Below are 23,041 nucleotides of genomic sequence, written 5' to 3'. Positions count from 1 at the left end.
CATGAGGTATACAATGCGCGCCATCGTGATTCTGCTCAAAAAAGGTGCGTCATGCAGCCCTTCGTCATTGCTCCGTCGATTCTCTCCGCCGACTTCGCCCGCCTGGGTGAAGAAGTGGACAACGTCCTGGCCGCCGGCGCCGACTTCGTGCACTTCGATGTCATGGACAACCACTATGTGCCAAACCTGACCATCGGCCCGATGGTTTGCGCCGCGCTGCGCAAATACGGGGTGACCGCGCCGATTGACGCGCACCTGATGGTCAGCCCGGTGGACCGCATTGTCGGTGACTTCATCGAGGCCGGCGCGACCTACATCACCTTCCACCCCGAAGCCACGCAGCACGTCGACCGTTCCCTGCAACTGATCCGCGAGGGCGGCTGCAAGTCCGGCCTGGTGTTCAACCCGGCGACGCCGCTGGACGTACTCAAGTACGTGATGGACAAGGTCGACATGATTCTGCTGATGAGCGTCAACCCGGGCTTCGGCGGGCAGAAGTTCATTCCCGGCACCCTCGACAAGCTGCGTGAAGCACGCGCGCTGATCGATGCCTCCGGCCGTGACATCCGCCTGGAAATCGACGGCGGCGTCAACGTGAACAACATCCGTGAAATCGCTGCGGCTGGCGCGGACACCTTCGTCGCCGGTTCGGCGATCTTCAATGCACCGAACTACCAAGAGGTGATTGAAAAGATGCGTTCCGAACTGGCGTTGGCTCGTCTATGAGTGGCTTTGAGCAGCTGTTTCCGGGGCGTCTGCCACGGCTGGTGATGTTCGATCTGGATGGCACGCTGGTCGATTCGGTCCCGGACCTCGCTGTGGCCGTGGATAACATGCTGCTCAAACTGGGGCGTCAACCCGCCGGCATCGAGTCGGTGCGTGAATGGGTCGGCAATGGCGCGCCGGTGCTGGTCCGCCGTGCGCTGGCCGGCGGCATCGACCATTCGGCGGTCGACGATGGCGAAGCCGAGGGCGCGCTGGATATCTTCATGGAGGCTTACAGCGAGAGCCATGATCTGACCGTGGTCTATCCCGGCGTGCGTGACACCCTGAAATGGCTGCACAAGCAGGGTGTCGAAATGGCGCTGATTACCAATAAGCCGGAGCGCTTCGTCGCGCCACTGCTGGATCAGATGAAAATCGGCCGTTACTTCAAATGGATCATCGGCGGCGACACCTTGCCGCAGAAGAAACCTGACCCGGCCGCGCTGTTTTTCGTGATGAAAATGGCCAACATCCCGGCCTCGCAGTCGCTGTTTGTCGGCGACTCACGCAGCGATGTGCTGGCGGCGAAAGCGGCAGGGGTCAAGTGCGTGGCCCTCAGCTACGGCTACAACCACGGTCGGCCGATTTCGGAAGAGTCGCCGGCGCTGGTGATCGACGATCTGCGCAAGCTAATTCCCGGTTGCCTGGATCCAGCCGCTGAGATAACGTTGCCCGACGTTGCTCAATCCCCTTCTGGAAACGCCATCGTGGTGGTCACTCGCAAACTCTGGATGAAAGTCATCAAGGCCCTGGCCCGCTGGCGTTGGCGCGCCTGACTCGATTCTGGCCGGCTTTCCGGCGCGTTTGCATACCTGACTGTTAGCACCTCAAGCCACGAGGCTACCCCATGATCCGCGAAGAATTCCTGCGTTTGGCCGCTGCCGGCTATAACCGTATCCCGTTGGCCTGCGAAACCCTGGCCGACTTCGACACGCCGCTGTCGATCTACCTGAAACTGGCCGACGAGCCAAACTCCTACCTGCTGGAATCGGTGCAGGGCGGGGAGAAGTGGGGCCGTTATTCGATCATTGGCCTGCCGTGCCGCACCGTGCTGCGGGTTCATGATCATCACGTCAGCGTGACCCACGACGGCGTCGAGATCGAAAGCCATGAAGCCGAAGATCCGCTGGCCTTCGTCGAAGCATTCAAAGCCCGCTACAACGTGCCAACCATTCCCGGCCTGCCGCGCTTCAATGGCGGTCTGGTGGGTTACTTCGGTTACGACTGCGTGCGCTATGTGGAGAAACGTCTGGGCAAATGCCCGAACCCGGATCCGCTGGGCGTGCCGGACATTCTGCTGATGGTCTCCGACGCGGTGGTGGTGTTCGACAACCTCGCCGGGAAAATGCACGCCATTGTGCTCGCCGATCCGTCCCAGGACGATGCATTCGAGCAAGGTCAGGCGCGACTGGAAGAGCTGCTGGAAAAACTCCGTCAGCCGATCACCCCTCGCCGCGGCCTGGATTTCAGCAAGCAACAGTCGGCTGACCCGGTATTCCGTTCGAGTTTCACCCAGGACGATTACGAAAAAGCCGTCGACACCATCAAGGAATACATCCTGGCCGGTGACTGCATGCAGGTCGTGCCGTCGCAGCGTATGTCGATCGACTTCAAGGCTGCGCCGATCGATCTGTACCGGGCGCTGCGTTGCTTCAACCCGACGCCTTATATGTATTTCTTCAACTTCGGCGACTTCCACGTCGTCGGCAGTTCGCCGGAAGTGCTGGTGCGGGTCGAAGACAACCTGATCACCGTGCGCCCGATTGCCGGCACTCGCCCACGCGGGGCTAACGAAGAGGCCGATCTGGCGCTGGAAAAAGACCTGCTGTCGGACGACAAGGAAATCGCCGAGCACTTGATGCTGATCGACCTGGGCCGTAACGACACCGGACGGGTCTCGGAAATCGGTTCGGTGAAACTCACCGAGAAGATGGTCATCGAGCGTTATTCCAACGTGATGCACATCGTCTCCAACGTCACTGGCCAATTGAAAGCCGGGCTGACGGCGATGGACGCGCTGCGGGCGATTCTGCCGGCGGGCACGTTGTCGGGCGCGCCGAAGATTCGGGCGATGGAGATCATCGACGAACTGGAGCCGGTCAAGCGTGGCGTCTACGGCGGGGCGGTGGGCTACTTCGCCTGGAACGGCAACATGGACACCGCCATTGCGATCCGCACGGCCGTGATCAAGGATGGCGAGCTGCACGTGCAGGCCGGCGGCGGCATCGTCGCCGATTCGGTGCCGGCGCTGGAATGGGAAGAAACCCTGAACAAGCGCCGCGCGATGTTCCGCGCCGTAGCCTTGGCCGAACAAACCCCGGACGCCTGAGTTCACGCAACATCTGTGGGAGTGAGCCGTTGTGGCGAGGGAGCTTGCTCCCGTTGGCCTGCGAAGCAGGCCCAATCGACGACTGCTTCGCAGCCGAGCGCGAGCAAGATCGCTCGCCACAATAAGTGTTCAGCATAAAAAAACGCGGCGCCTGTGGAGGGCGCCGCGTTTTTTTTGCCTGATGTTTAGAAGTCCAGCGCAACGCCTACGTTAATGCCTTGCTGGGTAAAGTCATCATCCTTGCGAATGTCATAACTCGCCCGCAAAGCCAGGTCCTTGGTGAGGTTGTGGCTCACGCCCAGGTTCAGGCGGTTCAGATTGGTCTGTGGGGTATAGCCGGCCAGGGTGTAGCGGTTGTTCGGCAGGCTGTTGAGGTTCATGGTCACATCCTGGGTATCGTCGTTGTACTCACGCTCGTGAGCCAGTTCGCCGAAGACCTGGGTCTGCGAGGTGATCTGGTACTTACCCTGGAGGCCAAGGCCGAGACGCCGGGAAATGCGCGATTGGTCGTCGAATGTCAGCGCAGTGGAGTCGGCGCCATTCTCCGAGTAACCGTCGACTTCAACTTTGGCGAAATCAGCGCTCACGAATGGCGACAAGTGCCACGGGCTGCTCGCCATCGGCGCGATGTCGTACCCCACGCGACCGCTGAAAGCCACCAGATAGCCGTCGGTATCGCCTTTCTCCCCGCGTTCATTGACCCCCAGCTGGAATTTGCGTTTGAGGCTGTCGTAATCCAGATGCCCGGCCGTCACGGCCGCGTCACCCCACCAGCGATTCTGCTGGTACTGGGCGAACGCCGTGCCCATGTAGGTATTGAGCTTGTAGTCCGAATCGTTGTCGCCGGCTTCGAGCTTCTGGTTGTAGAAGCCCGCCGCCAAACCTACACGCCACGCGTCATTCAGTCGGTAGCTGCCACCGATGTTGAGGTTGGCGCCATTGCCGTCAGCACTGGCACCACTGCGCTGGCTGTCGAAATCCTGGTGCTGGCCGCCGCCGGCGACAATCGCTCGCCATTGGCCCACGCCTTGCCAGTTTTCCCAATCGGCCAGCCATTGGTTGCGCAACTCATCCTGATGAGAGCGCAGCGTACCCTGGGCCATTTGTGGCAACAGGGTGGCTTCCCACGGCGCGGCCAGCAGCGAGTAAGCGTAATCGGCAATCAGACGCTGCCCGGCTTCGGTCGGGTGCACCGAGTCGTTGTAGATCAGCTTGGTCGGGTCCGGCGTCGCACTGTTGATGCCGTAACGGGCGTTTTCGGTACAGCTGCTACCGCTGAAACAGGTGGCGCTCAGGTTCTGGTCGGTGGCCAGGCCGAACTGCGCCGGGTTGGAAAACGTCTCTTTGAGCAGCACCGGAATGTTGAGCGGGATGACGTTGGCATTGACGTTTTGCAGCTGGCTCACCAGTTCGGTGTTGAACTGAGAACTGAGCTGGGATGTGAACGCTTGCAACGGGGTGCCGTTGAAGGCCGGGGTAAAGCCAATGTCCGGCAGCAACCAGACCATGATGTAGCGAGCACCGGCCTGTTGCAGGGTTTGCACGCTGCTGACCAGACGATCGGCGGCAGCGCTGGCCTGGGGCAGGCTGGTCACGCGCCCCTGAAGGAAGTCATTACCACCGCCCGAAATGTAATACAGCGCATTCGGGTCGGCGCGGAAATTGTTCGACGGCAGGTAGCCTGCCCGGGTGCGATCACCCGTGGCGGAGGTGCTGGTGATCGAGTCGAGAATCTGGTCGGTACGATAACCGCCGACGGCCCAGTTGTTGCCATCGGGCTGGCCATTGCTGGCACGTACCGCCGAGGACGATGAGGCGGTCTGATCCGCCGAGAACCCCAGTTTCCCCCCCAGGATCTGCGTGGAGTTGAGCGAGCGGACTTCACCGTTACCATCCAGGTAAACCGGCCCGGTGCGGTTGGTATAGCGCTGGGTCGAGCCGGCAGGCCCGCCCGTGTCGGCAAAGGTCCCGGCATCGTTGAGACTGTCGCCGAAGACGACGAAATTGGAGTAAGGGTTAGGCGCGGCGATCGCCTGGGCGCAGGCCGCGGCGAGCAAGCATCCTGCGAGCGGTACAAACAACGTCTGTTTGATCATGAGCAAGTCCGTTTATTTATTGTTGTAGTGAACGAAACGACAGTACCAAAAACTTCCGGCCTTTTGCCATCGGTCGCGAACCCTTCGATTGTTTCGCAGCCAGTCGCCACGGCCATATTGCACGCTCTGCCCAGCTAAGTTACTGTGCCGAGACGTATGAATGAGACCTTCCCCGTGTTGATCATCAGCAAACTTCTGGATCAAGTCATCAAGGCACACGCCCGCTGGCGTTGGCGCGCCTGAATTCTTTTGCCGGCCCCGCCGGACCTGTACCGCTTTGCCTTCTTCACCCGTATGACATACCGCTTTGCTGGCGCACCCGGCGACTGAAAAAGCGCAGGACGCTGCGGGTAATCATTCGAAGGCTGTATTAAAAGTCAGTGAATTCAAGAGGTTCCAAACGCCATGTTGCTGATGATCGATAACTACGACTCTTTTACTTACAACGTTGTGCAGTACCTCGGTGAGCTCGGCTCCCAGGTCAAAGTCGTGCGCAACGATGAACTCACCATTGCCGACATAGAAGCCCTCAACCCTGAGCGCATCGTCGTGTCCCCCGGTCCTTGCACACCGACCGAAGCCGGCATCTCGCTCGACGTGATCAAGCATTTCGCCGGCAAGCTGCCGATACTCGGCGTCTGCCTCGGCCACCAGTCCATCGGCCAGGCCTTTGGCGGTGATGTAGTCCGCGCCCGCCAAGTCATGCACGGTAAGACTAGCCCGGTATTCCACGAGGACAAGGGCGTGTTCGAAGGTCTGAATCATCCGCTGACGGTGACGCGTTATCACTCGCTGATCGTCAAGCGCGAAACCCTGCCCGATTGCCTGGAGCTGACCGCCTGGACCCAGCTCGAAGACGGCTCGATCGACGAGATCATGGGCTTGCGCCACAAGACATTGAACATCGAGGGTGTGCAGTTCCACCCCGAGTCTATCCTCACCGAGCAGGGCCACGAGCTGTTCGCAAACTTCCTCAAACAAACCGGCGGCACGCGCTAAGGACTTTTCATGAATATCAAGACAGCCCTGAGCCGTATCGTCGATCAGCTCGACCTCAGCACCGATGAAATGCGCGATGTGATGCGCGAAATCATGACCGGGCAATGCACGGATGCGCAGATCGGCGCGTTCATGATGGCCATGCGTATGAAGAGCGAAAGCATCGATGAGATCGTCGGCGCGGTCTCTGTCATGCGCGAGTTGGCGGACAAGGTCGAACTCAAGACCCTCGACGGCGTCGTCGATGTGGTCGGCACCGGCGGTGATGGTGCGAACATTTTCAACGTCTCGACGGCTTCCTCCTTCGTAGTCGCTGCAGCCGGTTGCACCGTAGCCAAGCACGGTAACCGTGCGGTGTCGGGCAAAAGCGGCAGCGCCGATCTGCTGGAGGCGGCCGGGATCTACCTGAACCTGACCCCGGTGCAGGTGGCTCGCTGCATCGATAACGTCGGCATCGGTTTCATGTTTGCCCAGACCCATCACAGTGCCATGAAGCACGCCGCCGGCCCGCGCAAGGATCTCGGCCTGCGTACCTTGTTCAACATGCTCGGCCCGCTTACGAATCCGGCCGGCGTGAAACATCAGGTGGTGGGCGTGTTCAGTCAGGCGTTGTGCCGGCCACTGGCCGAAGTCTTGCAACGTCTGGGCAGCAAGCACGTGCTGGTGGTGCACTCGAAGGATGGCCTGGACGAGTTCAGCCTGGCGGCGCCAACCTATGTGGCAGAACTGAAGAATGACCAGATCACCGAATATTGGGTCGAGCCAGAAGACTTGGGCATGAAGAGCCAGAGCCTGCACGGCCTGGCAGTGGAAAGTCCGGCGGCGTCCCTTGAGCTGATTCGCGATGCTTTGGGCAAGCGCAAGACCGAGAGCGGTCAGAAAGCCGCCGAGATGATTGTGCTCAATGCCGGTGCGGCGCTGTACGCCGCCGACCTGGCGACCAGTTTGAAAGAGGGCGTTGCCCTGGCGCACGATGCGCTGCACACAGGCCTCGCACGGGAAAAACTTGAGGAGTTGGGTGCATTTACCGCGGTATTCAAAGTGGAGAATGAGGGATGAGTGTACCGACGGTTCTGGAAAACATTCTGGCCCGCAAAGTCCAGGAAGTCGCCGAGCGTAGCGCCCGTGTGAGTCTGGCGGAGCTGGAAAGTCTGGCCAAGGCGGCCGATGCACCCCGTGGTTTTGCCCAGGCATTGATTGCTCAGGCCAAGTCGAAACAACCGGCCGTCATTGCCGAAATCAAGAAAGCGTCGCCAAGCAAAGGCGTGATCCGCGAGCACTTCGTTCCCGCCGACATCGCCAAAAGCTACGAGAAGGGCGGCGCGACGTGCTTGTCGGTGCTGACCGATATCGATTACTTCCAGGGTGCCGATGCGTATCTGCAGCAGGCGCGGGCAGCGTGCAACCTGCCAGTGATCCGCAAGGATTTCATGATCGACCCGTACCAGATCGTCGAAGCCCGTGCCTTGGGCGCTGACTGCGTGTTGTTGATCGTCTCCGCACTGGACGACGTGAAAATGGCCGAGCTGGCGGCCGTGGCCAAAAGCGTCGGCCTTGATGTGCTGGTAGAAGTCCATGATGGCAACGAGCTGGAGCGGGCCTTGAAAACCCTCGACACGCCACTGGTCGGCGTGAACAACCGCAACCTGCACACCTTCGATGTCAGCCTGGAAACCACCCTTGACCTGTTGCCACGTATTCCGCGTGATCGCCTGGTGATTACTGAGAGCGGCATTCTCAACCGGGCCGATGTGGAACTGATGGAAATCAGCGACGTATATGCGTTCTTGGTGGGCGAGGCATTCATGCGCGCTGAAAGCCCGGGCACTGAACTGCAGCGCCTGTTCTTTCCTGAGCGCGGCGGTCCGGTCAGCGGTTCGACCCTCGACTGATCAGGCTCCGGCCGAGTCGACCCCATCGCGAGCAAGCTCGCTCCCACATTGGATCTGCGGTGTCAGAAAACTCCTTGTGGGGGCGAGCTTGCTCGCGATGGCGGCATAAGTAGCACCACAGACTTCATGTCCAACGGAATACCTTATGACCTCAATCGTCTCTTTGACTGTCGAAGCCGGCTTACAGGCCGAACAGGATCTGCTGGCGTCTGTCTGTGCCGGTGATGTTGAGTTTGGTCTGCTGTTCTGGCAACCCAGCGACCGCGCACTGGTCATGCCCCGACGCCTGAATCGTCTACCCGGCTTCGAAGCGGCCTGCGAAGTCTCAGCCGCCGCCGGTTGGCCGGTGCTGTTGCGTGAAACCGGCGGCGAGCCAGTGCCGCAATCGGCTTCCACCATCAATATCGCCCTTGTCTACGCACCCCCGCGTAGCGAAGGCGATCAAAATCGAATCGAAACCGCTTACCGCCGACTCTGCGACCCGATCTGTCAGTTACTGGATGAGCTGGGCGGCGTTTCGTCCTTGGGCGAAGTCGACGGCGCATTCTGCGATGGCCGTTTCAACGTTAACCTCGACGGCCGCAAGATGGTCGGCACTGCCCAGCGCTGGCGCCAGAGCAAGGGCGGCACGCGTCCGGTCGGGTTGGTACACGGTGCGTTGTTGCTGGATAACGAACGTGAGTCGATGGTCGCCGCAGTCAATCGCTTCAATGAAGCCTGCGGCCTGGAGCAGCGGGTTCGCGCCGAAAGCCACATTGCCCTGCATGAGAAATTTGCCGCACCCGATGCGCTCGGGCGGCTTGATGCGCTTTATCGCCAGTTGCTGGCAGACATGTTCAAGGCTTAGCGCGTACCGAAGACCACCATGGTCTTGCCTTTGACGTCCACCAGGTTGCGTTCTTCCAGATCCTTGAGCACGCGACCGACCATCTCCCGTGAACAACCGACAATCCGCCCGATTTCCTGGCGGGTCACTTTGATCTGCATGCCGTCCGGGTGGGTCATGGCATCCGGTTGTTTGCACAGTTCCAGCAGACAGCGGGCGACACGACCGGTTACGTCGAAGAAGGCCAGGTCGCCGACCTTGCGCGTGGTATTGCGCAGACGCTGTGCGATTTGTCCGCTGAGCACGTAAAGAATGTCTGGATCTTGCTGGGACAGCTCGCGGAATTTTGCATAGCTGATTTCTGCGACTTCACACTCGATCTTCGCGCGTACCCAAGCGCTGCGTTCCTGCTCAAGCCCCGCTTGTTCAAACAGACCCAACTCACCGAAAAAGTCCCCGGAGTTCAGGTAGGCGATGATCATTTCGCGGCCGTCGTCATCCTCGATCAGGATCGTGACCGAACCCTTGATGATGAAGAACAGCGTTTCCGAGCGATCACCGGCACAAATGATGTTGCTCTTGGCCGCATAACGACGGCGCTGGCAATGCATCAACAGCTTGTCGAGGTTCTTGATTTTGGGGGTTGGGGCAATAGCAACCATGGTTGTATCCCGAAAAGACTTCACGGTGTGTTTGGTTTTTTTATGAGTCGCAGACGACGGCTGCGCAAAGGCTGGCCATGCGCCAGCGAATTGGCGCCAGCTTAACAGACACTTCCTGCAATATTCGAGAATTTACCTACGGTTCAGAAGGTTATGCCCTACAAATGCAAGGCACTGCCAGTCCGGGGCCCTGTGCTAAGCTGGCGACCCTTTTTTATGCAGTGGAGTCTGGCGATGAAGGCACGCATCCAATGGGCTGGCGAAGCCATGTTCCTCGGTGAATCCGGCAGTGGACACGTCGTGGTCATGGACGGTCCGCCCGATGCAGGTGGTCGCAACCTGGGTGTCCGGCCGATGGAAATGCTTCTGCTGGGTGTCGGCGGTTGCAGCAATTTCGATGTGGTCAGCATCCTCAAGAAGTCCCGTCAGGCCGTCGAAAGCTGTGAAGCCTTTCTCGAAGCCGAGCGCGCGACCGAGGATCCGAAAGTCTTTACCAAGATCCACATGCACTTCGTGGTCAAGGGCCGGGGGCTGAAAGAAGCCCAGGTCAAACGCGCCATCGAGCTGTCGGCGGAGAAGTATTGCTCGGCTTCGATCATGCTGGGCGCGGCTGGCGTGGCCATTACCCACGACTACGAAATCATCGAACTCGGTTGAATCGACATTCAACTATCATAAAAGCAGTGCAGACTCTGGCGATCCCAAGCTGACGTCTGCATAATGCGCCACTTTTTTCAGGGTAACGGCCTCGTCATCGACAGGCTGCGAACCCGAACAGACAACCAAAATCGCCATCGCGAAGAGGTGTTAACCGTCCTACGCAGCTGCGTTGTTCGCATCTGACGGGCATGCTTGATCACGCGGCCCGGGCCGCAATACATAGAGAGTTTTTAACGGTGAAAAGCAAACTCAAGCTCCACGGGTTCAATAACCTGACAAAGACCTTGAGCTTCAACATCTATGACATCTGCTACGCGGAAACCCCGCAAGACCAACAGGCTTACGTCGAGTACATCAATAAAGAGTACAACGCGAAACGCCTGACGCAGATCCTCACGGAAGTTGTCGATATCATTGGTGCCAACATCCTGAACATTGCCAGTCAGGACTATGAACCCCAGGGCGCCAGCGTCACGATTCTGATCTCTGAAGAGCCGGTAACCCCGACCGACAGCCAGATCGAAGAATCGCCGGGCCCGTTGCCCGAGATTATCCTGGCCCATCTCGACAAGAGCCACATCACGGTGCACACCTACCCGGAAATCCACCCGGACGACGGCATTGCGACATTCCGTGTGGACATTGACGTGTCGACCTGTGGCGTGATTTCACCGCTTAAAGCGCTCAACTTCCTGATTCACCAGTTCGATTCGGACATCGTGACCGTGGATTATCGCGTGCGCGGCTTCACCCGTGACGTGGAAGGTAAAAAGCACTTCATCGACCACGAGATCAACTCGATCCAGAACTACCTGTCCGAAGACACCCGCGGCGCGTACCAGATGACCGACGTGAACGTGTACCAGGAAAACCTGTTCCACACCAAAATGCTGCTGAAGAACTTCGAACTGGATAACTACCTGTTCGGCGATGCCACCAGCAACCTGTCTTCCGAGCAGCGTGCTCAGGTGACTGACCGTGTGAAACACGAAATGCTGGAAATCTTCTACGCGCGCAACATGCCGAACTAAGATTTCAAGCACAAAAAAGGCGACTTCCTCACGGCAGTCGCCTTTTTCATGTCTGGAATACAGAACCTTGTGGGAGCGAGCCTGCTCGCGAAGAGGCCCTGTCAGGCAACGTATCGATCAGATCCGGTAGGTACTCTTGGTCATTACCTTGGCCAACAGACTCATCCCGAACTTCACCGGCGCCGGAAAACGAAAACCTCCGGCATCCAGCGCACTCTCGGCATGATGTTCTTCATCAATCCGCATTTGCTCGAGAATGGCCCGGGACTTTTCATCTTCCGCCGGCAATTGCTCGAGGTGCTCGTTCAAGTGTTTGCACACCTGATGCTCGGTGGCGGCGACAAAACCCAGGCTGACCTTGTCGCTGATCAATCCGGCCACTGCGCCAATCCCGAACGACATGCCGTAGAACAGCGGGTTGAGAATGCTGGTGTGGCTGCCCAGTTGCTGGATGCGTTGCTCGCACCAGACCAGGTGATCGATTTCTTCTTCGGCAGCATGTTCCATGGCGGCCCGCACGTGCGGCAGCTTGGCAGTCAGGGCCTGACCCTGATACAGCGCCTGGGCGCAGACTTCACCGGTATGGTTGATGCGCATCAAGCCAGCAACGTGGCGGGTGTCTTCGTCACTCATTTGCGCATCCGGCTGCACGATGGCTGGCGACGGACGGTATGGCTGGCCACTGAAAGGCAGCAACGTTCGCATCGCGGCATCGGCTTGCAGCAGAAGACGGTCAATCGGCGAGTAGTGACGCTGGGTAGTCATGCTGACCTCCGGGAGGAATCTCGGCGGCCAGTTTAACCCAATCGGCCGGGGAAGGTTTGCGCTGGGTCATACGGGAGTGGCTGGCCACTCCCTCGAAGCTTTTTGCAATCAGCCCGGCGGCCAGTGCATCTGGCGCTGACCCAGCACATGCATATGAATGTGGTAGACAGTCTGCCCGCCCAGTTCATTGCAGTTCATGACCACACGGAAACCTTCTTCGCAGCCCAGTTCCAAGGCCAGGCGCTGGGCGGTGAACAGAATATGTCCGGCCAAAGCCTTGTCTTCCTCGGTGAGGTCGTTGAGGGTGCGCACCGCTTTTTTCGGAATGACCAGAAAATGCACCGGTGCCTGTGGGGCGATGTCGTGGAAGGCCAGTACCTGGTCGTCCTCGTAAATGATCTTCGCCGGGATTTCCCGGTTGATGATCTTGGTGAACAGAGTATCCACAGCTGTTTTCTCCGTTGTTTGGGCTGGCTTGAGTGTACTCATGGGTTATCCCCGAGCCCAGCCTTTTACCTTGAGGCCGGGTCAGCGCGGGCAGTAGGCCTTGTTGACCATGCCAGCGATTGTCCGGTTCAGCCAGCGAGAGCCCAGCCGTGGCAGGAGGGCGCGCCAGCGATTGCCTCGACCGGGAATGATGATCGCTCGATTTTTCTCCAAGGCGCGCACCGTATACAGCGCAACCTCTTCGGGACTCATGAGCATGTTGCTGTCGGCCAGTTTACCGGTGTCCAGTTGAGCGGTACGGAAGAACCCGGTACGGGTCGGGCCGGGGCACAGCACCGAGACCTTGACCGCACATTTCTTCAGTTCGACGCGCAACCCTTCGGAAAAATGCAGCACATAGGCTTTGCTGGCGTAGTACGTGCTCATCCACGGGCCGGGTTGGAATGCCGCCATTGAAGCGACGTTCAGAATTTGTCCGCCCCCCTGCAAGGCCATGCTGTTCCCGATGGCATGGCACAAGCGGGTGAGGGCCAGGATGTTCACTTCGATCAGGTCCTGCTCGGTCATCCAGTCCTGGGCCAGAAAGGGTCCGCAGGTGCCGATGCCGGCGCAGTTGACCAGCAAATCGATTTGCCGGTCACCTTCTTCCAGTTCCAGCAGGAACCCGGACAGCCGTAGCGGTTCGCCGAGGTCACAGGCGCGGAACAGCACTTCCACGCCAAAGCGTTGGGTCAGTTCAATGGCAATACTTTCCAGCTGATCACGTTGTCGGGCCACCAGAATCAGGCTGCGGCCTCGGCGGGCCAGCGCTTCGGCCATCGCCAGGCCGATCCCACTGGAAGCGCCAGTGATCAGAGCGTAACGGGTCATGCAGTTCTCCATCGCAGCAGCTCCGCGCCAGCGACGCGGGTGTCACGGGCGGGGAGCGCTGTTCATTCTTTCGCAGAGTCTACAGGGACCGGGGCTTATTCGGCTTCATCGTCTGCAGAATCGGGTGCCTGCTCAGCCTCTGCGGCCGGCTCGACTTCCACTTCTTCAGTGATTACCGAGCTGCTGTCATAGCTGGTTTCGGCAGCAGTTTCATACTCTTCCTGGATCGCCGTAAGGCCTCCGGCCAGCGCGCCAACCAAGACGATGGCGATCAACACCACCCACAACGAAGACAACACTTTGACCGCCGTGGTGTTGGGTGGAGGCGGCGCGCCATAGCGATTGGCGATGTTGGTGCCCGGGGCGATCATGATCACGAACGGGAAGAAGCTGCCTACGAAGGGTACGAGGTTCAGCAACCAGAGCCAGCCGGACCAGCCGATGTCATGCAGGCGCTGGACACTGATCTGAATGCTCACGACCGCCATGGCAATGAACAGCATGAACGCAACCAGGCCACCGAGTATCAGGCCTGCGGTCGAATCGGCGCTGATGATGGCGAAGGCGAAAATGGCCAATACCGAACCGACGGCCAGGGTGACCAGCGTCAGGACCATCGTCCAGGCGAGATAGCGCAAACGACCGATGCGGCCTTCAACGCTGAATGGCTTGAGTGGAGCATACGCGGGCAGGCTTTCGCCGACAGTGGCTCGGGGTGGTGCGTAAGGGGATGCGGGGTCGGCAAATGCCGGTTGGCTGGCGACAGGCCTGTGTTCGTGGGCTTCGTCCAGGTTCAGCTCAATGGACGATTCGCTTTCGATGCGAGCATCGATGCCGGTTTTCGTCAGCGCTTGAAGGTAGGTTTGCGCGTCGGCGTGCGACAGGTCTTTCTTGAGCGTAACCGTCTTGCCAGTGAATAGCCGTTCGACGGCTGCGACTTGGCTGTTGTAGAGTTTAGCCAGGTTCTCTCTGGCGCTGGCGGCGTCAACGCCTGGCAGCAGAGCGCCGTCGAACACGATCTTGAAACGGTTGTCGCTCATTGCGAGGCATCCTTGTCGCGAGAATTTGTAATAGGGTGTGTTTCAAGCGTGGATTGTAAGGCCAGCCGGGGCGGGCTGGCCAAAGTTTCATCTCATCGTGGCCAGCGTTTGGGCAGCTCGGCCGCCAGTTCCAGAGCCTTGCGGTATTCCGCGTCAAGTCGAGCGACCAATTGATCGACGCTCGGCAAATCATCGATTTCCCCGACACCCTGGCCCGCAGACCACACGGTTTTCCAGGCTTTGGCTTCATCGCTGATCGGCTTGAGTTTGGAGCCGAAGTCGACTTCGCCCTTGCCTTGCAGTGCCGCCATGTCGAAACCGGCAGCCTCCAGGCTTTGACGCATGAAACTCGCCGGTACGCCTGACACTGCCGGCGTATGGACGATGTCCGCGGCTCTGGACGTCAGCAGCATCTCTTTGTAGGCGTCAGGCGCATGACTTTCGGTGGTGCCGATAAATCGCGTACCGAAATAGGCCAGATCAGCGCCGAGCAATTGCGCAGCAAGGATCTCGTGGCCGTGGTTAAGGCAGCCTGCCAGCAATAGGGTCTTGTCGAAAAACTGGCGAATCTCGGCAATCAGCGAGAACGGGCTCCAGGTTCCAGCGTGTCCACCGGCACCCGCTGCCACGGCGATCAAGCCGTCCACACCGGCCTCGGCAGCTTTCTCGGCATGGCGCCGCGTCGTCACGTCATGGAACACCAGTCCGCCATAGCTGTGAACGGCATCGACTACTTCTTTCACTGCACCGAGACTGGTAATCACGATCGGTACTTTATGCTCGATGCAGATCGCAAGGTCAGCTTGCAGCCGTGGGTTAGTGTTGTGAACGATCAGGTTGACCGCGTAAGGCGCCGGGTTCTCCAGTGTCGCCAACCCTGCTTCGATCTCTTCCAGCCAGGCCTTGAAGCCGCTGCTCTCGCGCTGGTTCAGCGCAGGAAAGCTGCCGACGACGCCGTTACGGCAGCAGGCGAGCACCAATTGCGGATTGGAAATCAGAAACATCGGCGCTGCCACTACCGGCAGACGCAAGCGTTGTTCGAGCAAAGCGGGCAGCGACATTGGAAGTACCCCGGTGAGTTGTGCTTATTAGAACGGCCGAACGACGACCAGAATTACGATAGCCAGCAATATCAGAACCGGCACTTCATTGAACCAGCGATAAAAGACATGGCTGCGGGTGTTTTCGCCACGGGCAAAACGCTTCACCTGTGCGCCGCACATGTGGTGGTAGCCGATCAGGATCACCACCAGGGTCAGCTTGGCGTGAATCCACGCGCCTTGACTGAAGAGGCTCGGGTTAAGCCAGATCAGTGCAATGCCGAATATCAGGGTAGCGATCATCGCCGGGCCCATGATGCCGCGGTACAGCTTGCGCTCCATGAGGCTGAAGCGTTCCTTGCTGACGGTGTCTTCGCTTTGGGCGTGATAAACGAACAGACGGGGCAGGTAAAACAGGCCGGCAAACCAGCAGACCATGCTGACGATATGAAGCGCTTTGAGCCATAGATAAAGCATTTTTAGTTATTCCCAGGTTCACGGTAGCCCGAATAGTAGAGAAAGTGTCCCGTCTCGGACATAACTGTTCAATTTTGACGGCGTCTTTTGCGGCCAGACTGCGTTGCCGCTCCTCGCCATAGCGAGCTATGACTCGTCGCGGGGCCTTGCCAGGCCACAAAAGCCACTCGCCAAAAGTTGGGCGATATGCCCGAGAAGGGACACATGAGCCGCCACACGTCACCTAAGCGGTTGTCGCAGGGCCGCGCGGCCCCTATTATCGACGGCTTTCCAGTGGGTTCGTTGAGGGCAGGTTTATGGTCAAGGTCGGTATCGTCGGCGGCACGGGTTACACCGGTGTCGAACTGCTGCGTCTGTTGGCACAGCATCCGCAAGCTGAAGTGGTTGTGATCACTTCCCGATCCGAGGCCGGTCTGGCCGTGGCCGACATGTACCCGAACCTGCGAGGCCACTACGACGGCCTGGCCTTTAGTGTTCCGGACATCAAGACGCTGGGCGCTTGCGATGTGGTGTTCTTCGCCACGCCTCATGGTGTTGCCCATGCACTGGCCGGTGAGTTGCTCGCAGCGGGGACCAAGGTCATCGACCTGTCGGCTGACTTCCGTCTGCAAGACGCTGCCGAGTGGGCCAAGTGGTACGGCCAGCCTCACGGCGCGCCGGAGTTGCTGGAGGAGGCGGTCTACGGTTTGCCGGAAGTCAATCGCGAGCAAATCAAGGATGCGCGCCTGATCGCGGTGCCGGGTTGCTATCCAACGGCGACGCAATTGGGTTTCCTGCCATTGCTGGAAGCCGGCCTGGCCGATACCACGCGTTTGATTGCTGACTGCAAGTCCGGTGTCAGCGGTGCCGGTCGTGGCGCTTCGGTCGGTTCGCTGTACGCCGAGACGTCGGAAAGCATGAAAGCCTACTCCGTCAAAGGTCACCGTCACTTGCCGGAAATCCGCCAGGGTCTGCGTCGTGCAGCGGGCAAGGACGTCGGTCTGACCTTCGTTCCGCACCTGACACCAATGATTCGCGGCATTCATTCGACGCTGTATGCGACCGTCGTGGATCGCTCGGTGGATCTGCAGGCGTTGTTTGAAAAGCGCTACGCCAACGAGCCGTTCGTCGACGTGATGCCGGCGGGCAGCCACCCGGAAACCCGCAGTGTTCGCGGTGCCAACGTTTGTCGTATCGCCGTGCATCGTCCGCAGGACGGCGATCTGGTGGTGGTGCTGTCGGTAATCGATAACCTGGTCAAGGGTGCGTCGGGTCAAGCGGTGCAGAACCTGAACATTCTGTTCGGGCTGGATGAGCGCCTGGGCCTGTCCCACGCCGGCATGCTGCCGTAAGGCTTTATCCCGCTCAGCAAAAAGGCCCGTCTGACGGGCCTTTTTGCATTTCGAACCGGCAATCGGGTTTATTGCTATACCGTAACAATAGTTGACCGATTTTCTAGGAGAAGCGGATAATGCGCGTCATCACGCATTATGGCGGCGTAACGCCGGGAGATAGTCAGCATGAGCGTCGAATCCTTCACCCCCACCGCTTTGCAATTCACCCACGGTGCCGCGCACAAGGTGAAGAGCCTGGTCGATGAAGAGGGGAATGATCGCTTGAAGCTGCGCGTATTCGTTACGGGCGGCGGTTGTTCAGGTTTTCAGTACGGCTTCACCTTCGATGAAGAAGTGGCCGATGACGACACCATCGTCGAGCGCGAAGGTGTGAGTCTGGTCGTAGACCCGATGAGCTTCCAGTACCTGGCCGGTGCCGAGGTGGATTATCAGGAAGGTCTGGAAGGTTCGCGTTTTGTGATCAAGAATCCGAACGCGAGCACCACGTGTGGTTGCGGCTCTTCGTTCTCGATCTGATCGCGCTTCACCGCAGTATCAAGCGCCGCATGGCTTCAGGGCTTTGCGGCGTTTTGCTGTGCGGCGTTTATGCCGGGTAGATGGCGCCGAGTACGCGCAGGCCGCGGGCGCCAGTGACGCTCGGGCGGTTGGCGGCGATGCCTTCCAGGCAGCAATGAGCCAGCCAAGCGAAGGCCATGGCTTCGACCCAGTCCGGGTCCACACCGTAAGCGGCAGTGCTGCTGACTCTCGCGTTCGGCAGCAGGGCGGCCAAACGGTTCATCAGCGTGGCGTTGTGCGCGCCACCACCGCAGACCAGCAGTTCCTGCGTGTCCGATTGGGCGTGCTGCAATGACTCGACGATGGTCAGTGCGGTCAGTTCGAGCAGGGTTGCTTGCACATCTTCCGCGGCGAAGGGCGGGAGCTTCGAGAGATGCTGTGTCAGCCATGGCAGGTTGAACACTTCGCGGCCGGTGCTTTTCGGGCCTTTGGTTACGAAGAATGGATCACTCAGCAATTCATTCAGCAGAACCGGTTCAACCTTGCCACTGGCAGCCCATTGGCCGTCACGATCAAAATTGTCGCCGCGTTGCTGATGAATCCAGGCATCCAGCAGGACGTTGCCCGGGCCGCAGTCGAAACCGGCGACAGGTTTGCCGGGCTCGATCAGGCTGAGGTTGCTGAATCCGCCGACATTCAATACCGCACGATTGCCGGCACGTTCATCAAACAACGCTTCGTGAAAGGCCGGCACCAAAGGCGCGCCTTGCCCGCCAGCGGCCACATCACGGCTGCGGAAGTCGCTGACCACAGTGATGCCGGTCAGCTCGGTCAGCAGGGCCGGGTTGCCGATCTGTACCGTGAAGCCGCGCGCCGGTTCGTGGCGAATGGTCTGGCCGTGGCTGCCAATCGCACGAATGTCTTCGGGTTTCAGGTTGTGTTGGCGGAGGAGAGTGTTAATACCCTGAGCCGCCAGTTTCACCCAGTTCTGCTGTGCGATGGCGGAGCGGGCAATCTCGTCCGCGCCGCTGGCGCACAAGCCAAGCAGCTCGGCGCGCAGGGAGTCAGGCATGGGGGTGTAGTGCGTGGCGATCAGTTTGATCGCCGGGGTCAGCTCGATTAGCGCAATGTCCAGGCCATCGAGGCTGGTTCCGGACATCACACCGATATAGAGCGTCATGATTTAGCGCTTCGAAGCCAGCATGGTGGCTTTCTCTTGGTCCATGCGCGCCATCAGCGGCTGACTTTGCGAAAGGAAGCGTGCGCGTTCCCCTTTGGAAATAGGGTCGGCCATCGCAACTTTCTGGCCCAGTGGGTCGACGTGCACGCCATTGACCTGGAACTCATAGTGCAAGTGTGGGCCGGTGGAGAGCCCGGTTGTGCCGATATAACCGATTACCTGGCCTTGCTTGACGCTGCCGCCAGTCTTTATGCCTTTGGCAAAGCCTTGCATATGGCCGTACAGCGTACGGTAGGTGTTGCCGTGCTGGATAATCACGGTATTGCCGTAACCGCCACGGCGACCGGCCAACAACACTTTACCGTCACCGGCCGCTTTGATCGGCGTGCCGCGTGGAGCTGCGTAATCGACACCTTTGTGAGCGCGGATCTTGTTCAGGATCGGGTGTTTGCGACCCATTGAGAATTTCGAGCTGATGCGGGCGAAGTCCACTGGCGTGCGGATAAACGCCTTGCGCATGCTGTTGCCGTCGGCTGTGTAGTAGCTGCTGTTGCCTTGCTTGTTGGTGTAACGCACGGCGGTGTAGGTCTTGCCGCGGTTGGTGAAGCGTGCGGACAGGATCGGGCCGTTGCCGACAGCCTTGCCGTTGACGACTTTCTGCTCGTAGATCACATCGAACTCGTCACCCTGGCGGATATCCTGGGCGAAGTCGACGTCATAGCCAAACACGCTGGCCATGTCCATGGTGAGGCTGTGGGACAGCCCGGCACGCGCGGCAGACTGCGATAGCGAGCTGTTGATCACGCCATGAACGTAGGCGGAGCGCACGGTTGGCTTGGCGGTAATGCGGTTGAACGTATAACCCTTGTCATTCTTGGTCAGGGTAATACTTTCGACGTCGCTGAGCTTGCTGTGCAGGTTGCTCAGCTGGCCGTCGGGGGTCAGTTCGAATTCGAGTTTCTGGCCGCGTTTGAGCTGGCTGAATTGCTTGGCCTGCTTGTCACTGGCCATGACTTCATGCACCGAAGTGGCGGGGAGGCCTACTTTCTCGAACAGCGTGGAAAGTGTGTCGCCTTTGGAAACGATCACTTCCCTGTGGTTTGGGGTCTTCTTTTCTTCGGTGACCGGGGCAGGTACAGGCTCGGCCTGGGCGGTTTCCTGTGGCTCTTCAGCGCTGTTTTCGATCTGCGCGAAAGGGGAGGCTGCCGGTTCATTTGTGGCTTGAACGGCTTCAGCAGCGTCTTGATCTTGTGTCAGTTGTTCAGCAGGGCTTTCCAGCTCAAGACTCAGCGTCGTCTTTTTGGCTTCTACATCACTGGAAGGGAATACCAGAAGCGCCAGGCTCAGAAGAGCGGCGATGCCACTTGCTGCGAGCAGGTGGGTCTTCGGGTAAAGCGGTGGCGCTTTAGACGATTCTTTGGTCATAGGTAATTTTTGACTTTGAAAAAGATGAATTGGAAAAGATGAATGACATGATGAAGATGAAATAACTGTATAAAATATAACCAAATCATCTCTGAAGCAAGTCCGCGGTCACTCTGCCAGCGGATTGGCGTCATTGCGCCGGCCAAACTTTGTATTTGACGCGTGATCTTGTATGGTTGGTCCCCTTTGAATTCGAGCCTTGCGGGTCTGTTATGAAGTCGGTTGAAGAGCAGCTAGCGCTGATTAAACGTGGTGCGGAAGAACTGTTGGTCGAGTCCGAGCTGATCGAAAAGCTCAAGCGTGGCCAGCCGCTGCGTATTAAGGCAGGCTTCGATCCGACCGCGCCGGATTTGCACCTGGGCCATACCGTGCTTATTAATAAGCTGCGCCAGTTCCAGGAACTGGGTCACCAGGTGATCTTCCTTATAGGTGACTTCACCGGGATGATCGGTGATCCGAGCGGCAAGAGCGCAACGCGTCCTCCGCTCACCCGCGAGCAGGTTCTCGAGAATGCCGAGACCTACAAGACTCAAGTCTTCAAGATTCTTGATCCGGCCAAAACCGAGGTGGCGTTCAACTCCACCTGGATGGACCAGATGGGGCCGGCGGACTTCATTCGTCTGACTTCGCAGTACACCGTGGCTCGCATGCTTGAGCGCGATGACTTCGACAAGCGCTACACGACCAACCAGCCAATCGCTATTCACGAGTTCCTCTATCCGCTGGTTCAAGGGTATGACTCGGTCGCTTTGCGCGCGGATGTCGAGTTGGGCGGTACCGATCAGAAGTTCAATCTGCTGATGGGGCGTGAACTGCAGCGCGGTTATGGTCAGGAGGCTCAATGCATTCTGACGATGCCGCTGCTCGAAGGTCTGGATGGTGTGAAGAAGATGTCCAAGTCCTTGGGCAACTACGTCGGTATCCAGGAAGCGCCGGGTGTCATGTATGGCAAGCTGGTCTCTATTCCGGATGCGCTGATGTGGCGCTACTTCGAATTGCTCAGCTTCCGCTCCATGGATGAAATCAACGCATTCCGTGCTGATGTCGAGGCGGGCGCCAATCCTCGTGACATCAAGATCAAGCTGGCCGAAGAGATCGTTGCGCGTTTCCATGGTGAAGAGGCCGCGGCCAATGCTCACCGTGCAGCGGGCAATCGTATGAAGGATGGCGAGTTGCCGGACGATCTGCCGGAGATCGAGCTGACGGCTACTGAAGATATGCCGATTGCTGCTGTCCTTAATAAGGCAGGGCTGGTTAAGAACTCGGCGGTGGCCCGTGATCTGCTGAATTCCGGCGGTGTGCGTATAGATGGAGAGGTTGTTGATCGCACCTTTATATACGTGCTGGGCGCGACCCATGTTTGCCAGGCCGGAAAGAAGGCATTTGCGCGTATTACGCTCAAATCTGAATAAAGCTTAAGTTAGGGGTTGACGGCAGATTCTGGAAGTCTATAATTCGCCCCACTTCCGGCGCAGTCGAAACGGAAAACTCCTTGGTAAACAAAGAGTTACGCAGTTTTCGACAGCGAGTTGCTTCAGGTTATCGAAGCACAGAAGGAGTTGATCAAGCAGGGTTGTTTGGCTTGATTGACGGTTCGATCTTCTCGGTCGAAAGCGGAGAAAAAGAGGTGTTGACAGCAGCGAGTAACGCTGTAGAATTCGCCTCCCGCTAACGAGAGATCGGAAGCGCAAGTGGTTGAAGTTGCAAAGGAAACTTTGAAAACTTCTGAAAATAACCGCTTGACAGCAACAGAGGCTGCTGTAGAATGCGCGCCTCGGTTGAGACGAAAGATCTTAACCAACCGCTCTTTAACAACTGAATCAAGCAATTCGTGTGGGTGCTTGTGGAGTCAGACTGATAGTCAACAAGATTATCAGCATCACAAGTTACTCCGCGAGAAATCAAAGATGTAACCAACGATTGCTGAGCCAAGTTTAGGGTTTCTTAAAAACCCAAAGATGTTTGAACTGAAGAGTTTGATCATGGCTCAGATTGAACGCTGGCGGCAGGCCTAACACATGCAAGTCGAGCGGCAGCACGGGTACTTGTACCTGGTGGCGAGCGGCGGACGGGTGAGTAATGCCTAGGAATCTGCCTGGTAGTGGGGGATAACGCTCGGAAACGGACGCTAATACCGCATACGTCCTACGGGAGAAAGCAGGGGACCTTCGGGCCTTGCGCTATCAGATGAGCCTAGGTCGGATTAGCTAGTTGGTGAGGTAATGGCTCACCAAGGCGACGATCCGTAACTGGTCTGAGAGGATGATCAGTCACACTGGAACTGAGACACGGTCCAGACTCCTACGGGAGGCAGCAGTGGGGAATATTGGACAATGGGCGAAAGCCTGATCCAGCCATGCCGCGTGTGTGAAGAAGGTCTTCGGATTGTAAAGCACTTTAAGTTGGGAGGAAGGGCAGTTACCTAATACGTATCTGTTTTGACGTTACCGACAGAATAAGCACCGGCTAACTCTGTGCCAGCAGCCGCGGTAATACAGAGGGTGCAAGCGTTAATCGGAATTACTGGGCGTAAAGCGCGCGTAGGTGGTTTGTTAAGTTGGATGTGAAATCCCCGGGCTCAACCTGGGAACTGCATTCAAAACTGACAAGCTAGAGTATGGTAGAGGGTGGTGGAATTTCCTGTGTAGCGGTGAAATGCGTAGATATAGGAAGGAACACCAGTGGCGAAGGCGACCACCTGGACTGAT

Annotated in this window: 22 protein-coding genes and 1 rRNA gene (1 of these 23 running past the window's edge); 13 read left to right on the top strand and 10 right to left on the bottom strand. The window is 58.4% G+C overall.

The genetic code is table 11. The features are described from left to right. Positions 1–51 precede the first annotated feature (51 nt). The 3 genes from rpe (at position 52) to trpE (ending at position 3,094) form a co-directional block, all read left to right on the top strand. Positions 52–726: a ribulose-phosphate 3-epimerase gene (rpe, locus tag JIO00_RS26645; protein ID WP_200667149.1), complete on the top strand. Its 675-nt coding sequence runs from the start codon at positions 52–54 to the stop codon at positions 724–726. After that, positions 723–1,541 carry a phosphoglycolate phosphatase gene (locus tag JIO00_RS26640; protein ID WP_077747320.1) on the top strand — a complete coding sequence of 273 codons (819 nt, stop codon included), beginning with the start codon at positions 723–725 and terminating at the stop codon, positions 1,539–1,541. Before rpe ends, JIO00_RS26640 begins: the two co-directional genes overlap by 4 nt. Positions 1,542–1,612: 71 nt before the next feature. Next, positions 1,613–3,094 (top strand): anthranilate synthase component I, encoded by a 1,482-nt coding sequence (trpE, locus tag JIO00_RS26635; protein ID WP_010467190.1) that lies wholly within the window; start codon positions 1,613–1,615, stop codon positions 3,092–3,094. Between the two features lie 185 nt (positions 3,095–3,279). On the opposite strand, the gene estP is transcribed toward trpE, so the two are convergent. Beyond that, positions 3,280–5,190 carry an esterase EstP gene (estP, locus tag JIO00_RS26630; RefSeq protein ID WP_169857112.1) on the bottom strand — a complete coding sequence of 637 codons (1,911 nt, stop codon included), beginning with the start codon at positions 5,188–5,190 and terminating at the stop codon, positions 3,280–3,282. Positions 5,191–5,595: 405 nt separating this feature from the next. Here estP and JIO00_RS26625 point away from each other — a divergent pair, with 405 nt between their 5' ends. The 4 genes from JIO00_RS26625 to JIO00_RS26610 all read left to right on the top strand — a co-directional run bounded on the left by JIO00_RS26625 (position 5,596) and on the right by JIO00_RS26610 (position 8,928). Then, positions 5,596–6,189 carry an aminodeoxychorismate/anthranilate synthase component II gene (locus JIO00_RS26625; protein ID WP_169857111.1) on the top strand — a complete coding sequence of 198 codons (594 nt, stop codon included), beginning with the start codon at positions 5,596–5,598 and terminating at the stop codon, positions 6,187–6,189. 9 nt (positions 6,190–6,198) lie between these two features. Then, positions 6,199–7,248 (top strand): anthranilate phosphoribosyltransferase, encoded by a 1,050-nt coding sequence (gene trpD, locus JIO00_RS26620; protein ID WP_010467198.1) that lies wholly within the window; start codon positions 6,199–6,201, stop codon positions 7,246–7,248. Continuing rightward, entirely contained in the window at positions 7,245–8,081 is an 837-nt protein-coding gene (trpC, locus tag JIO00_RS26615) for an indole-3-glycerol phosphate synthase TrpC (protein ID WP_010467200.1), read from the top strand. The genes trpD and trpC overlap by 4 nt, the downstream gene beginning before the upstream one ends. A 145-nt stretch (positions 8,082–8,226) precedes the next feature. Beyond that, complete coding sequence (locus JIO00_RS26610) at positions 8,227–8,928, top strand: lipoate--protein ligase family protein (RefSeq protein WP_102595484.1); 702 nt, start codon at positions 8,227–8,229, stop codon at positions 8,926–8,928. Here the strand turns inward: JIO00_RS26610 and crp are convergent. Continuing rightward, the gene (gene crp / locus JIO00_RS26605; protein ID WP_008027103.1) at positions 8,925–9,569 is read right to left on the bottom strand and encodes a cAMP-activated global transcriptional regulator CRP; all 645 of its coding nucleotides are present in this window, start codon (positions 9,567–9,569) and stop codon (positions 8,925–8,927) included. The genes JIO00_RS26610 and crp overlap by 4 nt on opposite strands. A gap of 234 nt (positions 9,570–9,803) precedes the next feature. Here crp and JIO00_RS26600 point away from each other — a divergent pair, with 234 nt between their 5' ends. Next, positions 9,804–10,226, top strand: coding sequence for an OsmC family protein (locus JIO00_RS26600; protein WP_007941657.1), 423 nt, complete (start codon positions 9,804–9,806; stop codon positions 10,224–10,226). Positions 10,227–10,465: 239 nt separating this feature from the next. Beyond that, complete coding sequence (gene speD, locus JIO00_RS26595; protein ID WP_010467209.1) at positions 10,466–11,260, top strand: adenosylmethionine decarboxylase; 795 nt, start codon at positions 10,466–10,468, stop codon at positions 11,258–11,260. 117 nt (positions 11,261–11,377) lie between these two features. Here speD and coq7 read toward each other — a convergent pair whose 3' ends face one another. The 6 genes from coq7 to hemJ form a co-directional block, all read right to left on the bottom strand. Beyond that, positions 11,378–12,025 carry a 2-polyprenyl-3-methyl-6-methoxy-1,4-benzoquinone monooxygenase gene (gene coq7 / locus JIO00_RS26590; RefSeq protein ID WP_010467212.1) on the bottom strand — a complete coding sequence of 216 codons (648 nt, stop codon included), beginning with the start codon at positions 12,023–12,025 and terminating at the stop codon, positions 11,378–11,380. 108 nt (positions 12,026–12,133) lie between these two features. Further along, the gene (locus JIO00_RS26585) at positions 12,134–12,472 is read right to left on the bottom strand and encodes a histidine triad nucleotide-binding protein (RefSeq protein WP_010467214.1); all 339 of its coding nucleotides are present in this window, start codon (positions 12,470–12,472) and stop codon (positions 12,134–12,136) included. An 81-nt stretch (positions 12,473–12,553) separates the two neighbouring features. After that, positions 12,554–13,342: an SDR family NAD(P)-dependent oxidoreductase gene (locus JIO00_RS26580; RefSeq protein ID WP_010467216.1), complete on the bottom strand. Its 789-nt coding sequence runs from the start codon at positions 13,340–13,342 to the stop codon at positions 12,554–12,556. A gap of 95 nt (positions 13,343–13,437) precedes the next feature. Next, positions 13,438–14,382, bottom strand: coding sequence for a DUF805 domain-containing protein (locus JIO00_RS26575; RefSeq protein ID WP_077747324.1), 945 nt, complete (start codon positions 14,380–14,382; stop codon positions 13,438–13,440). Positions 14,383–14,474: 92 nt separating this feature from the next. Further along, positions 14,475–15,443 carry an NAD(P)H-dependent flavin oxidoreductase gene (locus JIO00_RS26570; protein ID WP_010467219.1) on the bottom strand — a complete coding sequence of 323 codons (969 nt, stop codon included), beginning with the start codon at positions 15,441–15,443 and terminating at the stop codon, positions 14,475–14,477. Positions 15,444–15,470: 27 nt separating this feature from the next. After that, positions 15,471–15,899 (bottom strand): protoporphyrinogen oxidase HemJ, encoded by a 429-nt coding sequence (gene hemJ, locus JIO00_RS26565; RefSeq protein ID WP_010467221.1) that lies wholly within the window; start codon positions 15,897–15,899, stop codon positions 15,471–15,473. A 296-nt stretch (positions 15,900–16,195) separates the two neighbouring features. Between hemJ and argC the strand changes: the two genes are divergently transcribed. After that, positions 16,196–17,230: an N-acetyl-gamma-glutamyl-phosphate reductase gene (gene argC, locus JIO00_RS26560; RefSeq protein WP_010467224.1), complete on the top strand. Its 1,035-nt coding sequence runs from the start codon at positions 16,196–16,198 to the stop codon at positions 17,228–17,230. A gap of 168 nt (positions 17,231–17,398) precedes the next feature. Next, complete coding sequence (gene erpA / locus JIO00_RS26555; protein WP_007947969.1) at positions 17,399–17,749, top strand: iron-sulfur cluster insertion protein ErpA; 351 nt, start codon at positions 17,399–17,401, stop codon at positions 17,747–17,749. A 67-nt stretch (positions 17,750–17,816) separates the two neighbouring features. Here the strand turns inward: erpA and JIO00_RS26550 are convergent, their stop codons facing one another. Together JIO00_RS26550 and JIO00_RS26545 are read right to left on the bottom strand one after the other, a co-directional pair. Next, complete coding sequence (locus JIO00_RS26550) at positions 17,817–18,908, bottom strand: anhydro-N-acetylmuramic acid kinase (protein WP_200667147.1); 1,092 nt, start codon at positions 18,906–18,908, stop codon at positions 17,817–17,819. A gap of 3 nt (positions 18,909–18,911) precedes the next feature. Continuing rightward, complete coding sequence (locus JIO00_RS26545; protein ID WP_010467226.1) at positions 18,912–20,333, bottom strand: peptidoglycan DD-metalloendopeptidase family protein; 1,422 nt, start codon at positions 20,331–20,333, stop codon at positions 18,912–18,914. A gap of 212 nt (positions 20,334–20,545) precedes the next feature. On the opposite strand from JIO00_RS26545, the gene tyrS reads away from it, so the two are divergent. Both tyrS and JIO00_RS26535 read left to right on the top strand, forming a co-directional pair. Beyond that, positions 20,546–21,745, top strand: a complete 1,200-nt coding sequence (tyrS, locus tag JIO00_RS26540; RefSeq protein ID WP_010467228.1) for a tyrosine--tRNA ligase — start codon at positions 20,546–20,548, stop codon at positions 21,743–21,745. A gap of 552 nt (positions 21,746–22,297) precedes the next feature. Further along, positions 22,298–23,041 (top strand): 16S ribosomal RNA (locus JIO00_RS26535) (it continues 795 nt past the right edge of the window).

Origin of the sequence: Pseudomonas sp. SW-3, from assembly GCF_016615645.1 — a bacterium.
GTDB lineage: Bacteria > Pseudomonadota > Gammaproteobacteria > Pseudomonadales > Pseudomonadaceae > Aquipseudomonas > Aquipseudomonas mandelii.
The sequence above is the reverse complement of the archived record's forward strand: the minus strand, read 5'-3'. Positions and strand labels throughout refer to the sequence as shown.